Origin of the sequence: Microbacterium sp. JC 701 (genome assembly GCF_021026215.1) — a bacterium.
Classification (GTDB): domain Bacteria; phylum Actinomycetota; class Actinomycetes; order Actinomycetales; family Microbacteriaceae; genus Microbacterium; species Microbacterium algihabitans.
Map to the genome: position 1 here is coordinate 121,008 of NZ_JAJNCV010000003.1, position 14,763 is coordinate 135,770.

The 14,763-nt window shown below is 71.8% G+C and carries 14 protein-coding genes; 8 read left to right on the plus strand and 6 right to left on the minus strand.

What is annotated here, in order from left to right:
* Nucleotides 1-53 precede the first annotated feature (53 nt).
* On the plus strand, nucleotides 54-497 hold the full coding sequence (locus tag LPW41_RS12380) for an Lrp/AsnC family transcriptional regulator (RefSeq protein ID WP_144832275.1): 444 nt from the start codon (nucleotides 54-56) through the stop codon (nucleotides 495-497).
* Between the two features lie 73 nt (nucleotides 498-570).
* Here the strand turns inward: LPW41_RS12380 and LPW41_RS12385 are convergent, their stop codons facing one another.
* A complete protein-coding gene (locus LPW41_RS12385) occupies nucleotides 571-1,962 on the minus strand; it encodes an aldehyde dehydrogenase family protein (RefSeq protein ID WP_230705003.1) in 1,392 nt (463 codons plus the stop codon).
* Nucleotides 1,959-3,014 (minus strand): homoserine dehydrogenase, encoded by a 1,056-nt coding sequence (locus LPW41_RS12390; protein WP_230705004.1) that lies wholly within the window; start codon nucleotides 3,012-3,014, stop codon nucleotides 1,959-1,961. Before LPW41_RS12390 ends, LPW41_RS12385 begins: the two co-directional genes overlap by 4 nt.
* A gap of 355 nt (nucleotides 3,015-3,369) precedes the next feature.
* On the opposite strand from LPW41_RS12390, the gene LPW41_RS12395 reads away from it, so the two are divergent.
* Complete coding sequence (locus LPW41_RS12395) at nucleotides 3,370-4,773, plus strand: amino acid permease (RefSeq protein ID WP_230705182.1); 1,404 nt, start codon at nucleotides 3,370-3,372, stop codon at nucleotides 4,771-4,773.
* Nucleotides 4,773-5,531 carry an IclR family transcriptional regulator C-terminal domain-containing protein gene (locus tag LPW41_RS12400; RefSeq protein ID WP_144832288.1) on the plus strand — a complete coding sequence of 253 codons (759 nt, stop codon included), beginning with the start codon at nucleotides 4,773-4,775 and terminating at the stop codon, nucleotides 5,529-5,531. Before LPW41_RS12395 ends, LPW41_RS12400 begins: the two co-directional genes overlap by 1 nt.
* Here LPW41_RS12400 and LPW41_RS12405 read toward each other — a convergent pair.
* Nucleotides 5,528-6,319 (minus strand): IclR family transcriptional regulator, encoded by a 792-nt coding sequence (locus LPW41_RS12405; RefSeq protein ID WP_154097268.1) that lies wholly within the window; start codon nucleotides 6,317-6,319, stop codon nucleotides 5,528-5,530. The genes LPW41_RS12400 and LPW41_RS12405 overlap by 4 nt on opposite strands.
* A 112-nt stretch (nucleotides 6,320-6,431) precedes the next feature.
* On the opposite strand from LPW41_RS12405, the gene LPW41_RS12410 reads away from it, so the two are divergent.
* Both LPW41_RS12410 and LPW41_RS12415 read left to right on the plus strand, forming a co-directional pair.
* Entirely contained in the window at nucleotides 6,432-7,886 is a 1,455-nt protein-coding gene (locus LPW41_RS12410; RefSeq protein WP_230705005.1) for an amino acid permease, read from the plus strand.
* A gap of 108 nt (nucleotides 7,887-7,994) precedes the next feature.
* Complete coding sequence (locus tag LPW41_RS12415) at nucleotides 7,995-9,320, plus strand: NAD(P)/FAD-dependent oxidoreductase (protein WP_230705006.1); 1,326 nt, start codon at nucleotides 7,995-7,997, stop codon at nucleotides 9,318-9,320.
* 282 nt (nucleotides 9,321-9,602) lie between these two features.
* Here the strand turns inward: LPW41_RS12415 and LPW41_RS12420 are convergent, their stop codons facing one another.
* Nucleotides 9,603-10,463: a sulfurtransferase gene (locus LPW41_RS12420; RefSeq protein ID WP_230705007.1), complete on the minus strand. Its 861-nt coding sequence runs from the start codon at nucleotides 10,461-10,463 to the stop codon at nucleotides 9,603-9,605.
* Nucleotides 10,464-10,467: 4 nt separating this feature from the next.
* Nucleotides 10,468-10,968, minus strand: a complete 501-nt coding sequence (locus tag LPW41_RS12425; protein WP_144832303.1) for a DUF4188 domain-containing protein — start codon at nucleotides 10,966-10,968, stop codon at nucleotides 10,468-10,470.
* Nucleotides 10,969-11,038: 70 nt separating this feature from the next.
* Here LPW41_RS12425 and LPW41_RS12430 point away from each other — a divergent pair, with 70 nt between their 5' ends.
* Nucleotides 11,039-11,650: a MerR family transcriptional regulator gene (locus LPW41_RS12430; protein WP_308071717.1), complete on the plus strand. Its 612-nt coding sequence runs from the start codon at nucleotides 11,039-11,041 to the stop codon at nucleotides 11,648-11,650.
* Here the strand turns inward: LPW41_RS12430 and LPW41_RS12435 are convergent.
* A complete protein-coding gene (locus tag LPW41_RS12435; RefSeq protein ID WP_230705009.1) occupies nucleotides 11,647-11,937 on the minus strand; it encodes a DUF4287 domain-containing protein in 291 nt (96 codons plus the stop codon). The genes LPW41_RS12430 and LPW41_RS12435 overlap by 4 nt on opposite strands.
* 94 nt (nucleotides 11,938-12,031) lie before the next feature.
* Between LPW41_RS12435 and LPW41_RS17085 the strand changes: the two genes are divergently transcribed.
* Nucleotides 12,032-12,997 (plus strand): GNAT family N-acetyltransferase, encoded by a 966-nt coding sequence (locus LPW41_RS17085; RefSeq protein ID WP_308071718.1) that lies wholly within the window; start codon nucleotides 12,032-12,034, stop codon nucleotides 12,995-12,997.
* Nucleotides 12,994-14,754: a S16 family serine protease gene (locus tag LPW41_RS12450; RefSeq protein WP_230705010.1), complete on the plus strand. Its 1,761-nt coding sequence runs from the start codon at nucleotides 12,994-12,996 to the stop codon at nucleotides 14,752-14,754. Before LPW41_RS17085 ends, LPW41_RS12450 begins: the two co-directional genes overlap by 4 nt.
* The last annotated feature ends 9 nt before the right edge of the window (nucleotides 14,755-14,763 follow it).

The window sequence follows — 14,763 nt, forward strand, 5'->3', positions numbered from 1 at the left end:
CTAACGTGCAATATGAGCATTGCATAGTGCTCTATATGCACACAGGGAGAGTCATGGTTCGACCGCGAACGGATGCCGTCGACGAGCGGATCCTCACCGAACTGCAGGCCGACGCCCGCATCCCCCTCGTCACGCTCGCCGCACGCGTGCACCTCTCGCGCAACGCCGTGAAGCAGCGGATGGAACGCATGGAGCGCGACGGCTTGATCGCCGGATACACGCTCGCGCGGCCCCGGGTCGACGACGGCCGCGTGACCGCGATCGTCCTGGTCTACCGTGCCGACCGCATGCGCGGGGCCGGGGTGATCACCGAGCTGACGCGCATCCCCGAGGTCGTGCAGTGCGACATCCTCTCGGGGCAGTTCGACCTGCTCGTGACGATCCGCGCCGAATCGATGGAGAGGATCGGGCAGATCTGGGAGCGCATCGCCGCCCTCCCGGAGGTCTCCGACACGGTGACGTCGGTCTCGCTCACCCGCGTGATCGACAGGGCGTGACCGGCGGGGCGCGACCGACGGGCGCGCGGATGCCGCAGCCCCCTCTCGTGGCGGGAGCCGCGGCATCCGTCGATCATGCGTTGATGCACACGACCTTGGGCTGGGTCATCTCCTCGTAGGCGAAGCGGACTCCTTCGCGACCCATGCTCCCGAACTTGGCTCCGCCGAAGGGCATGCTGTCGACGCGGTAGTCGGAGGAGTCGTTGATCATCACGCCGCCGGCTTCGAGGCGATCGGCGACGCGCAGCGCGCGCCCCAGGTCGCGGGTGAAGGTGCCGGCGTGCAACGCGTATTCGATGTCGTTCGCCTGGGCCACCGCATCGTCTTCGTCGTCGAACGGGGCGAGCACGACCACGGGGGCGAAGGCCTCATCGGCCCACAGCTCGCACGACAGCGGCACGCCCTCGACGACGGTGGGGGAGTACACCGACCCCTCGAGGCGGTGCCCCACGAGCACGCGGGCGCCGGCGCGCACCGCGTCATCGACCACGCGCTGGGCGGTCTGCGCGGCGGCGGGGGTGATCATGGGCCCCACGTCGGTGGCCTCGTCGGCGGGGTCGCCCGCGCGCAGGGCTGCGGCCGCGTCGACGAACAGCTCGCGGAAGGCCTCGAAGACCCCACGCTGCACGAGGATGCGCTGCGCGCCCACGCAGTTCTGCCCGGCGGCCCAGAACGCCCCCGACACGCACGCCTCCACGGCCTGCCGCACATCGGCGTCGTCGAAGACGATCACCGGTGCGTTTCCGCCTAACTCCATCGCGAGGCGCTTCAGGCCCGCTCCTCGCGCGATGGCCTCGCCCGTGGCGAAGCCGCCGGTGAACGACACCATGCGCACCTCGCGCGCGGCGACGAGTGCGGCGGCGACCTCGCGATCGCCGTGCACGACGGTCACGATCTCATCGGGAAGGCCCGCCTCGATCAGGATGCCGACGAGGAACTCGGCCGTGAACGGGGTGTACGGCGACGGCTTGAGCACCACGGCGTTGCCACCGGCGAGGGCCGGGCCGAGCTTGTGCGCGACGAGGTTGAGGGCGTCGTTGTAGGGCGTGATGGCCACGACGATGCCCAGCGGCTCGCGGGTGAACCAGCCCTTGCGGTTCTCCGACCCCTCGAACGCGTCGAAGGGGATGACCTCGCCCGTCGCCGAGCGGGCGGTCTCGGCCGACAGCGACAGGGTCGTCACCGCGCGGCGCACCTCTTTGCGGGCCTGTCGGATCGTCTTGCCGGCCTCGCGCACGATCAGGGCGCTCGCGGCGTCGGAGCGCTCGCGCAGCAGGGCGGCCGCGCGTTCGAGGATGCCGTGACGGGCGAAGCGCGAGAGCCCGCGGGAGAGCTCGGCGCCGACGCGGGCCCGGGCGATGACCGCGGGCACGTCGTCGACGGGCGTGAGGGCGACGTGCCCGACGACGGTGTCGTCGAAGGGGTTGCGCACCTCCAGGGACGAGGAGGGGGCCACGATCGTCATCGCTTCGCCTCGGCGGTGCGGGCGACGCGGGCGTCGATCTCGATGATGTCGGACAGCAGGGCGTACGCGGTCTCCACGCGGCCGGCGCCGGGGCCGCTGACCGTGACGGTTCCGAGCAGGTCGGTGTCGAACGACACCGCGTTGATCGGTCCGCTGATGCCGGCGAGGGGGTGGGTGAGGGGCAGGGCCATCGGCTCCACGCGGGCGTCGATCGAGCCGTCGGCACGACGCTCGGCCGAACCGATGAGCTTGAAACGCAGACCCCGGGCCGCGGCATCCGCGATGTCGGCCGGCGCGAGGCCGGTGATGCCCGTGCAGGTGACGTCGGCGGGGGTGATGCGGGCGCCCAGCACCTCGTTCGCGAGGATCACGACCTTCAGGCGCACGTCGGACCCCTCGATGTCGGCCGAGGGGTCGGCCTCGGCGTATCCGAGGGTCTGCGCTTCGGCGACGGCGGTGGCCAGGTCCATTCCCGCTTCCATCTGCCCGAGCACGTAGTTGCTCGTGCCGTTGAGGATGCCGCGCACCGCGTCGATGCGCAGTCCCTGCAGGGCGGATGCCGCGAAGCGCAGCACCGGGGTGCCGCTGACGACCGACCCCTCGTACGCGAAATGCACACCGTGGGCGGCGGCGACGGCGTTCAGCTCGGTGCCGGCGAGGGCGACGGGACCCTTGTTGGTGGTGGTGACGCTCTTGCCGGCCTCGAGCGCGAGGCGCACGTGCGAGACGCCGGGCTCTCCGTCGAGGGGGTTGGTGAAGGTCGCCTCCACGACGATGTCGGCGCTCGTCTCGCGGATGACCTCGGCGTTGCGCGGGTCGGCCGCGCCCCCGGGCCACGCGGCGAAGGTGTCGTCGGCGCCGAGCGCGAACACCGCGTCGAGGTCGATGCCCTCGTCCTGCACGAGCGAGCCGAGGCGCAGGTCGGTGATCGCGACCACGCGCAGGGCCAAGCCGAGCTCCTCGGCCAGCTCGTCTCCGCGGCTGCGGATGAGGTCGGCCAGCGCGCGGTTGACGCCGCCGAAGCCGATGAGGGCGAGATCGTGACGGTTCATGGTGCTCCTCGAGAGGGGTACGGAAGGGACTGTGACGATCGTGCGACGACGTCACGGCACCGCGCCCCTGTCGTTCGGGCGGTGACGGATGCCGTTTCGTCGGTGCCGCGGGCGGATCGTCCGTTCGTCGCGAATGCGTCGCCGGCTCTTGAGCGGGGGTGGGGTGCACGCTAGGGTCCGTGGAAACATGTGCGAAATGAACACGGTGCAGTGTTCATCCAGCACGAACTGCGATCCGCTCCCTCCTCTTCGAATGCGAGAAGCCATGACCAGATCCACCGACCCCGCCACCCTGCCCAACGCCCTGCCGCAGACGGTCGCCACGCAGGTGCCGCTGCGCCGCCTGCAGCGCTCCATGGATGCCCGCCACCTCGTGATGATCGCGCTGGGCGGCGTGATCGGGTCGGGGTTGTTCCTCAGTTCCGGCTACACGATCAACCAGGCCGGGCCCCTCGGCGCGGTGATCGCCTACCTGATCGGCGCCTTCGTGGTGTACCTGGTCATGGCGTGCCTGGGCGAGCTCGCCGTCGCCTACCCGGTGTCGGGGGCGTTCCACATCTACGCGGCGCGGGCCATCAACCCCGCGACCGGGTTCACGACGGCCTGGCTGTACTGGCTCTGCTGGGTCGTCGCCCTCGGGTCGGAGTTCACCGCGGCCGGGATCCTCATGCAGAGGTGGTTCCCCGGCGTCCCGGTGTGGGTGTGGTGCCTCGTGTTCGCGGGCGTGCTGTTCGGGATGAACGCGATCTCGGCGCGCGTGTTCGGCGAGACGGAGTTCTGGTTCTCGCTCATCAAGGTCGTCGCGATCGTCGCGCTCATCGTGCTCGGCACCGCCGCCATCTTCGGCTTCACCCCGCTGTCGAGCGAGCACCCCGGCGCCGTGCTCTTCAGCAACTTCGTCACCCCCGACGGGCTGTTCCCCACCGGCGTCGCGGGCGTGCTCATGACCTCGCTCGCGGTGTTCTACGCCTTCAGCGGCTCCGAGCTCATCGGCGTCGCGGCGGGTGAGACGAAGGATCCGGCGCGAAACATCCCGAAGGCGCTGCGCTCGACCGTGCTGCGTCTGCTGGTGCTGTTCGTCGGCTCGATCACCGTCATCTCCGCGATCCTGCCCTACGAGCAGGCGGGGTTGACCTCGAGCCCGTTCGTCGACGTCTTCCAGTACGCGGGCGTCCCCTTCGCCGGCGACATCATGAACTTCGTCATCATCACCGCGCTGCTCTCGGCCGGCAACAGCGGCCTGTTCTCGTGCGCCCGCATGCTCTTTTCCCTCGCCGAGGAGGGGCACGCCCCGCGCTCGTTCACGAAGCTCACCCGTCGCGGCATCCCGATCGTCGCCCTGAGCGTCAGCATGGCCATCGGCCTGGTGTCGTTGGTGTCGAGCGTGATCGCGGCCGAGACCGTCTACCTCGTGCTCGTCTCGATCGCGGGCTTCGCCGTCGTGGCGGTGTGGATGTCGATCGTCGCGGCGCACTTCTTCCACCGACGGGCCTTCGTCCGCGGCGGCGGCGACGTGAAGACGCTCGCCTACCGCGCCCCGTTCTACCCGGTCGTGCCGATCCTCGCCTTCGTGCTGCTCCTGGCCTCGATCGTGGCGATCGCGTTCGACCCGAACCAGGTCGCCGCGCTGTACTTCGGCATCCCGTTCGTGGTGGCGTGCTACCTGTTCTTCTGGTGGCGGTACGGTCGTCGAGGAGCCACCCCCGTCGCCCTCGTCGACGAAGAGGCCACCGAGACGCCCTCGACCGAAAGACGCTGATGACCGCGCCCGCCTCGCTGACGCAGGGACTCTCGCTGCTCACCGCGGCCGTCGAACGCGAGCGCTCGGGTCGCCCGGGCCTCGCGCTCGCGCGGCTCGCGGAGGCGGCGGGCGTCGAACGCAGCAGGGCCTCGCGCGTGACGCAGGAGCTGCGGCGCCTCGACTTCGTCGAGCGCGACGCGGCCTCGGCTCTGCGCGCGGGCCCCGCGTTCCTTCGCGCGTCGGCCGCGCGGCACGAACCGTGGCTCCGCTCGGCCCGCGTGCACCTGCGTTCGATGGCCGCCCAGCTCGGAATGACCGCGCGCGTCGTCGCCGGCGACGGTCAGCGCGCCCTGCTGCTGCGCATCGAGGGGGCGGAGGCGAACGGCGAGGGGACCCTGCGTCCCTCCGCCGTCGCGCCGATCTGGTGCACCGGGGCGGGGCGCGCCCTGCTCTGGGATCACTCGCGCGACGACCTGGGCGCGCTTCTGGCCGACGCGCAGTTCGTGGGCGTGGGCGGCCCGGGAGCCGCGCGCTCCGTGGACGACGTCGACGCCCTGCTGCGGCGCGACCGCGAACGCGGGATCGTGACCGCCCACGAGGAGTACGTGGCCGGGGTCACCGATCACGCGCTGCCCGTGCGCGGGACAGAGGGGATCGTCGCGGCGGTGTCGGTGAGCGGCCCTCCCGCGGGCGCGGCGCAGGCGCGGCGCATCGCCGCCCTGCTCGCCGACAGCGCCGCACGCCTCAGCGCGCTCGCCGCAGGCGCGACCGACTAGCGGATGCCGCCGAGGCGCTCCGAGAGGGCGCGTGCGGCCGCGCTGCAGGCGTCGGCGATCTCGCCGGTGCGGGGCTCGAGGGCGGTGCGCACGCCGACGACCTGGACCGCGGCGACGACCTCTCCGCGGAAGTCCCACACCGGCGCGGCCACGGAGTACAAGCCCGCCTCGGCCTCCTCGTCGACGATGGCGTAGCCGCGCTCGCGCGCGGCGCGCAGCCGCTGCAGGAAGTCCTCGACGTCGCGCGGCGCCTCAGGGCCGGCGGCCTCGAAGCGCGTCGCGGCGAGCACGGCGCGCACCTCGTCGTCGTCGGCATCCCACAGCACCGCCTGCCCGGCGTCGCTGCAGAAGGCGGGGTAGGCGCGGCCGATCCACGTTCCGACCATGCGAGACGAGGCGGGAATGCTCTCGACCACGGTGACGGTGGTGTCTCCGCGCAGCACGCCGAGGAACACCGCTTCGCCCGTCGACAAGGCCAGTTCGTCGAGCACCTCGATGCCCTCCGCGCGCAGGCGGCGGTCGACGAGGTCTTCCGCGGCGGTGTACCACGCCCACGAGAGGCGGTACCGGCGCTGCTCGTCGCGCACGACCACGTCGTTCGCTGCGAGGGCGGTGAGGGTGCGCGAGACGTGCGAGCGATCGCGCCCCAGGTCACGGGCGACGTCGGTGACCGAGGCCCCGGGGCGCGTGCGGGTGAGGGCCGCGAGGCTCGCGACCACGTCGAAGGCCCGGCTCACGGTCGACGTCGCGTCGGCGTCGTCGTCGGAGGTGCCGTCGGCGAGCGTCATGACCCCAGCGTAGCGAGCGGCCGCGCGCCGATCCGCGTGCACATCGACTACTGTTTCTGCGTCGCCCGGACGCCTCGACGGCTCCGGGCTCGATCATGATTGCGAGCCCCCCATGAGTCGTCCCACCGATTCGTCCGCTCCCGAGACGGCGACCTCTCAGCCGCAGCGGAGTCTCCGCCGTGCCATGAACGCCCGCCACCTCGTCATGATCGCCCTGGGCGGCGTCATCGGGTCGGGCCTCTTCCTCAGCTCGGGATACACGATCGCCCAGGCCGGTCCCCTCGGGGCCGTGCTCGCGTACCTGCTCGGCGCGTTCGTCGTGTGGCTCGTCATGGTGTGCCTCGGCGAGCTGGCGGTGACCTACCCCGTCTCGGGCTCGATCCACATCTACGCCGCCCGCACGATGGGACCGGCGACGGGCTTCGCCACGGCGTGGCTGTACTGGCTGTGCTGGGTCGTCGCGCTCGGGTCGGAGTTCACGGCATCCGGGATCCTCATGCAGAGATGGTTCCCGAACGTCGACGTCTGGGTGTGGTGCGTGGTCTTCGCCGCGGTGCTGTTCACCCTCAACGCCATCTCGGCGCGCGTCTTCGGCGAGACCGAGTTCTGGTTCGCCCTCATCAAGGTGCTCGCGATCGTCGCCCTCATCGTGCTGGGCGGCATGGCGATCTTCGGCTTCACCCCTCTGTCGTCCGAGCCGCACGAGGCGGTGCTGCTGAGCAACTTCGTCACGCCCGACGGGCTTCTGCCCGCGGGTCTCGGCGGGGTGCTCATCACCTCGCTCGCCGTCTTCTACGCCTTCAGCGGGGCGGAGATCGTCGGTGTCGCCGCCGGTGAGACGAAGGATCCCGCCCGCAACATCCCCCGCGCGCTGCGCTCGACGGTGCTGCGTCTGCTCGTGCTGTTCGTCGGCTCGATCGTCGTGATCGCCGCGCTCCTGCCGTACGACAAGGCCGGCGTCAGCGAGAGCCCCTTCGTCGAGGTCTTCGACATCGTCGGGGTGCCGTACGCCGCCGACATCATGAACTTCGTCGTCATCACCGCCCTGCTCTCGGTCGGTAACAGCGGCCTGTACTCCTGCGCGCGCATGCTCTTCTCCCTCGCCGAGGAGGGATACGCTCCCCGCGCCTTCACGAAGCTCACGCGCCGCGGCATCCCGATGGTGGCTCTGCTCGTCAGTCTCGCGATCGGCCTCGTCTCGCTCATCACCAGCGTCGTCGCCGCCGAGACGGTGTACATCGTGCTCGTGTCGATCGCCGGGTTCGCGGCGGTGGCGGTGTGGATGGCCATCGTGGCCGCGCAGTTCTTCCACCGGCGCCAGTTCCTGCGCGAGGGAGGCGACCTCTCCACCCTCGCCTACCGCACGCCGATGTATCCGCTCGTGCCGATCCTCGCCTTCGTGCTGCTGACCGCGTCGATCGTGGCGATCGCGTTCGACCCGAACCAGGTCGCCGCCCTGTACTTCGGCATCCCGTTCGTGGGGCTCTGCTACCTGTTCTTCTGGCTGCGCTACGGCCGCATGGGCCGGGTTCCCGAGCGCCGCGACGAAGAGGCCCCCCTCGCCTGATCGCTGTACACCGCGTCCAGTGCGTCGGCGCATGCGCGCCGGAGTGGCGGATGCCGCGAGCCCACCGTCCTCGGTAGCGTCGCGGAACCACGAGCACGCGGAGGACACATGGACCAGCTCGACACCCTCGTCGTCGGGGCCGGGATCTCCGGCCTCGCGGCCGCCCGACTCCTCGCGCAGGCCGGGCACCGCGTCGTCGTGCTCGAGGCCCGCGACCGCGTCGGCGGCCGGGTCTTCACCGACCGCAGCGAGGGTCATGTCACCGACCGCGGAGCCTCGTGGATCCACGGCATCGACGACAGCCCCGTCGCGGCGGCTGCCCGCGCCTTCGGCATGCCGATGGTGGAGTTCACCGTCGGCGGGTACCAGCCCGACTCCCGCCCCCTGACCTACTTCGACGACAAGGGGCGCCGACTCGACCCCGCGGAGGTGCGGCAGTACGCCGACGACATCCGCGCCCTCAATGCGGCCCTCGTGGACGTCATCTCCGCGGCCGCCCCCGACGCGACGTACGGCGACGCGGTGGAGCAGGCGCTCGGGGAACGGGATTGGGACGCCGAGCGGAAGGAGCGCGTCCGCGAGTACAACGACCGCCGCGCGCAGGAGCAGTACGGCGTCGGCATGCACGGACTCGGAGCCCACGGCCTCGACGACGACACGGTCGACGGCGACGAGGTGGTCTTCCCCGAGGGCTACGACGAGCTGGCCCACCACTTCGCAGCGGGCCTCGAGGTGCGCTTCGAGCACATCGTCTCGCAGGTGCGATGGAACGAGGGCGGTGTCGAGGTCGAGACCGATAGAGGCACGTTCTCCGCGGCGCGGGCCGTCGTCACGGTTCCCGTCGGCGTCCTCCACGCGGGCGGGGTCGTGTTCGAACCCCCGCTTCCGGCCGGGCACCGACGTGCTCTCGACCTTCTGCGCATGAACGCGTTCGAGAAGGTCGTCCTGCGTTTCGCCGAGCGATTCTGGGAGGACGGGGTCTACGGCATCCGTCAGCTCGGCGACGAGGGGGAGTGGTGGCACTCCTGGTACGACCTCGGCCGCCTGCACGACGAGCCCGCCCTGCTCACCTTCGCGGCCGGGCCCGCGGCGGTCGCCACCCGCGGGTGGAGCGACGACGAGATCGTCGCCTCGACTCTCGCTCAGCTGAGGCGCCTGTACGGCGACGCCGTGCCCGCGCCGACGAGCGCCCTCGTCACCCGCTGGCAGGACGACCCGTTCTCACGCGGGTCGTACGCCTACATGCTGCCCGGATCGATCGGCGCCGACCACGACGACCTCGCCGAGCCGCTCGCCGGGGGAGCGCTGCACCTCGCGGGCGAGGCGGCGTGGGGAGACGATCCGGCGACCGTTCCCGGCGCGATGCTCTCGGGGCACCGCGCCGCGCAGAACGTGCTCGGCCGCGAGATCCTCATCAGCGAACTCTGGGCGTGACTGCCCAGAAGGTCCCTGAGCCTGTCGAAGGGCCCTGAGCGTCACCGAGGTCCCTGAGCCTCACCGAGGTCCCTGAGCCTGTCGAAGGGCCCTGAGCCTCACCGAGGTCCCTGAGCCTCACTGAGGTCCCTGAGCTTCACTGAGGTCCCTGAGCCTCACCGAGGTCCCTGAGCCTCACCGAGGTCCCTGAGCCTGTCGAAGGGACCGGGGCCATCGCGGGTGCGTGTGGCTTCGACAGGCTCAGCCACCCGCGACGGCGCCTCAGCCACCAACGACGGAGCCTCAGCGCGGCTCCGGCCCCGTCGCGACGGGCAGCTCCGGGTGGTTCGACCACTGGCTCCACGACCCGGCGAAGACCCGCGGCTCGAAGCCCGCGAGCGTGAGGGCGACCGCCTGGTGCGCGGCCGTCACGCCCGACCCGCAGTAGACGCCGACGCTCATGCCGTCCTCGGCTCCCAGCATCCGGAATCGCGAACGCAGCTCGTCCGGCGCGCGGAAGCGTCCGTCGTCACCGACGTTCTCGGTGGTCGGGGCGCTCACCGCTCCGGGCACGTGGCCAGCGCGCGGGTCGAGGGGTTCGACCTCGCCGCGATAACGCTCTCCGGCCCGGGCATCCAGCAGCAGCCCGTCGTCGGCGAACGACGCGACCTGGTCGAGCGCGAGGGTGGGCATCGCGCCGTAGGCCAGTGAGATCGAGCCGGGCGCGGGGGCCGCGGCATCCCCCTCCTCAAGGGTGAACCCGGCCTCGACCCACGCGGTCAGCGCTCCGTCGAGCAGGCGCACGTCGGCGACCCCGGCCGCGCGCAGCAGCCACCAGGCCCGGGCGCTCGACATGTTCTTCAGGTCGTCGTAGACGACGACGGTGTCGCCCTCGTCGATTCCCCACCGGCGGGCGGTCTGCTGCAGCGCCTCGATCGGGGGGAGCGGATGCCGGCCCTCTGTCGGCGCGCCGTGGGCGGCGAGGTCGTGGTCGAGGTCGACGTACTGCGCGCCCGGGATGTGCCCGGCGCGGTGGTCGGGCCGCCCGTCGGGGCGGTCCAGTCGCCAGCGCACGTCGAGCACGCGGACGGGCCCGCCGTCGGGGTATCGGCCGGCGGCCAGGGCGTCGTGCAGTTCTTCGGCGGTGGTGAGGATCGCAGCCATGCCCTCAGTCTGTCGTCTCTGGGCCACGTGTTCGGCCGTCGGCCACGCGCGCGCGGGCCCGGTCGTGTCGCGAGGCGATGGGCACGGTCTCGGTCGCGCGCGGCAGGCCCATCGGCGGGGTCGCGACGTAGATCGTCTCGGCGCGCTCGACCACGTGCGTCTCGTGCCAGATGCCGACCGCCCCGGGCACCGTGCGCGCCCGCTTGTTGAAGCGCGTCCACGCCGGGCGGTGCTCCTGGGTCGGCGCCGAGGCGTAGGTGTAGAGCTTGTCGAGCGACGACCAGTACTGCACGAGGTACGGACCGCGGGCGCCGAGCAGCATCGTGAAGCCCAGCAGCCCGGAGTCGGGGTCGGTGCTCAGTTCGCGCAGCATCTTGGGCATGTCGCTCATCAGTGGCATCCACTGATCGGGCCGCCACCATTTGTTGATCGTCATTCCGATGTGGAAGACGACGAGTTCGCCGTCCCAGCGGTGGGTCATTCGTCCCGGATTGATGGATGCCATGGCTCGTCCTCACTCGATAGTGTCACTATCCAGTGTTAGATAGTAAAGCTATCGAGTCAAGGGGTGAGCGGTGCGGATCTCGGAATTGTCGGCGGAGAGCGGAGTGCCCGTCGCCACCATCAAGTACTACCTGCGCGAGAGGCTGCTGCCCGAGGGGGAGCGCACCTCGCCGACGCAGGCGAGCTACGGCATCCCGCACGTGCAGCGCCTCGGCGTCATCCGCGCGCTCGTCGACGCCGGCGTGGGGATCGCGGGGGTGCGCAAGGTGATCGGGGTGCTCGAAGAACCGCCCGAGAATCCCTATGACCTGCTCGGTGCCGCCAACGCCGCCGTGACCCCGGTGGTCGACGGCGACCTCGACCTGTCCGCGGCCACCGCCCTGCTGGAACGCATGGGCGGCTCACCCCTCGATTGCTTCCCCGACCAGCTCCGTGCCGTCGCGCATGCCCTCGCGACGCTCGATCGCGCGGGGTTCACGGTGCCCCCGTCAGTGATGGACGCCTATCTCGTCCATCTCGGCGCGATCGGCGACGCCGAGCTCGCCGCGACACCCGAGACGTCGATGGACGATGCCGTGCGTTACGTCGTGCTGGGGACGGCCCTGGTCGAGCCCCTCGTCCTGGCGCTGCGGCGGGTCGCCGAACAGATCGCCGCGTCGCGACGCTTCTCGCCGAGAGGTTAGGGGTTCGGGTTCGACGCCGCCCCGTCGAGCCAGAGCGTGTCGCTCTTGTCGCCGTGCGACCCGCCGCGACCGACGTGCGTGTCGTCGATCTGCGGGCCCTTCGTGATCACGTGCACGAGGGCCATGCCGTGGCCGCGCCCGAGGTCGTAGTCGTCTTTCAACCACTCGAGGATCGGGGTCGCCTTGGTGCCCGGCCCGAAACCGCGCTCTCCGGCAAGGGCGATGAACTGCCGTGGGGTGAGACCCGTCTTGGTCTCGATGTTGTCGAGGTAGGACTGGAAGGACATGACCGGAGGCTAGCGGTCTGCTCCGACATCGGTCCACCGCGTCGCCCGTTGCCGGGCGGCAGGCCACCGGGCCGGGCCCGGGTACGGTCGAAGGATGGCCGTCACCGTGCACCGCGCGCCCGTCGCCGACATCGCCCCCCTCACGCTGTACCGCATCCTCTGGATGCGCGTCACCGTGTTCGTCGTCGAGCAGAATGCCGCGTACCCCGAGATCGACGGTCGCGACATCGAGCCGGGAGCCGAGCTCATGTGGGCGCAGGACGGCGACGACGTGCTCGCGACACTCCGCCTCCTGCGGGAGCCGGCGAACACCCGCATCGGTCGGGTCGCCACGGCCCCGCACGCCCGCGGCCGCGGGATCGCCGCCGACCTCATGCGCGCGGCCGTGGGGCAGCTCGAGGTCGAGGCGCCCGGGGTGCCCATCCTGCTCGACGCCCAGGCGCATCTCGCCGAGTGGTACGGCCGCTTCGGTTTCGTCGTGTCGGGGGCTCCGTTCGCCGAAGACGGCATCCCGCACGTCCCCATGCGCCGCACACGTTTCGAGACGCCGAACCTGATCCTGCGGGAGTGGACGCGCTCCGACGACGACCGCGCGTTCCTGTACGACATGTACCGCCGGCCGGAGGTGCGTCGATTCCTCGGCGACGGTCGCGTCATGGCCGGCCCGGGTGAGGTCGACGCGCTGCTCGATCGCTGGGCGGGGCTCGCCGAGGGCGTGCTCGGGGTCCGGGCCGTCACGACGCGCGAAGGTCGCCGCCTCGGCTCGGTGTTGCTCAAGCGCATCCCGTGGTCGCGCGACGCGGGCGACGGCCGCGAGAACGACGTCGAGATCGGGTGGCACTTCCACCCCGACGCGTGGGGTGCGGGCTCCGCCACAGAGGCAGCCGAAGCGGTGCTGACGCTCGCCCACCAGCGCGGCATCCGTCGTGTCGTCGCGGTGACGAACCCGGCGAACGAGGCGTCGAAGGCCGTCGCCGAGCGCATCGGGATGCGGCCGGTCGGCACGACCCGTGAGTACTACGACGCCGAGTGCTCGTTGTTCGTCGCGGAGGGTCCGTGAGACGTCGCGCCGGGATCGCCCTCGTGCTGGTCGGCGTGCTTGCGCTCGCCGGTTGCGACCTGAAGTTCTCGCTCGGCTTCGGCACGGGTTCCGACGGCACCTTCGAGGGCTCGGAGGTGACGGTGCCCGTGCTCTACGCCAGCGGTTCCAAGGGCGGACTGACCTCGCAGCGCATCACCGCCGCGTCCGCCGACGGCGGCGACCTCAGCATCGACATCACCGAGAACGACGTCAGCGGCGTCGACCCGGTCACCCAGTCGGCGACGTGGACGGCCGTCACCGCCGCGACACTGCTCACCGGCGCCCGCCCCGACACCGCCTACACCTTCGGCTTCGACGCACGCCTCGCCACCCCGTCCGCGGGAGCCGTGACCGCGGTCGGCGTGCTCGCGCTGTACTACGGCACCGAGGTGCAGCCCGGCGTCGCTCTCGCGGGCGGGGTGACGCCGCTCGGCATCGTGAGTCCCGTCGCGGGGCTGCCGGAGCAGGTCTCGGCGGCGATCGAGGCGGGAGGGATCGACACGATCCTCGTCCCCGCGGGGCAACGCGTGGCGGCGGATGCCACGGGGGCGCCGGTCGACCTCGATCAGCTCGCAGCGACCGGGGGCATGACGATCACCGAGGTGGCCGACATCGCGGGCGCCTACGCCGTGATGACGGGGGAGGATCTGCCCGAAGCGGCCTTCCCGACCCCCGCCGCCTCACCCGACGCCCTCCCCTCACCGCGTGCGGACGCCGACGGGCTGACCGACGGGGCGCTGGCCGGGCCCACCGACGACGCTCTGACGGCGGCCGCCGCCGCGGTACAGGGGCTCGACGGCGACCTCGCGGATCGGGTGCGCGCGGGCGTACAACGGGCGCGAGAGCTGAGCGCGGCGGGAGACACCGCGGGCGCATTCGCGACGACTCTCTCGGCCGCAGACGACGCCGCGGCCGCGCGCGGGTCCGCCCTCTCCGCGGTCGAGGCCTCCGCGCAGGCGTCCGCCGTCCTCGCGGACTCCGATGCCCTGCTCACCGCTCTGGCCGGCGAGACGCCGACGACGCTCGACGGCGCCGACGCCCTCCTGGCGACGACAGGCGCCACTGCGGAGGCCTGGGCGCTCGCCTCGTTCGCCCGATCGATCTTCGCCGCCGACGCCGACGACGCGCAGCTCGAGGCGGGGCGGATCGCCGCGTCGCTGGCATCCGCGTCCCTCGCCCGCGCCCGGACGATCGACGACGTGCGCGCATCTCTGGGCGACGCCGGCCCCGTCGCCGCAGACGCCGACCTCGACGGTCTCGCCTCGCTGCTGCGCCGTGCCGCGATCGCCGCCGACGACGCGTACGACGGCGGCGCCGACGAGACGCCCGCGGCCGATGACCCCGCCGCTGTGCGGCTGCGGGCTCTCGAAGAGGCGCGCGAGACGCTCTCGTCGCGCGCCGACGAGAGCGGCGAGTGGGTCGCACTGGCGGTCGCCTCAACGAGCTACGACCGCAGCATCACTCCGCTCCTGGCGAGCCAGGCGGTGGCGGTTCCTCAGGGTGTCGACCCCGCCGACGCGATCGCCCAGCGCATCGCCGTGGGTGACGAATACGTCGTGCGGGCCGTCGATGCGCTCACCGGGACCGGCGCCGAGGTGCCCCTCGTGCGGGCGGCGGCGGCGGATGCCGCGGCGCGGGCATCGGCGACGCTCGCGCCGGGGGCGTTCACGGCGTTCACCTCGCCGTTCCTCCGCGCTCGCGTGCTCGCCTTCGTGGGCGGCGTGCAGCGCGACTGACCCCACGGC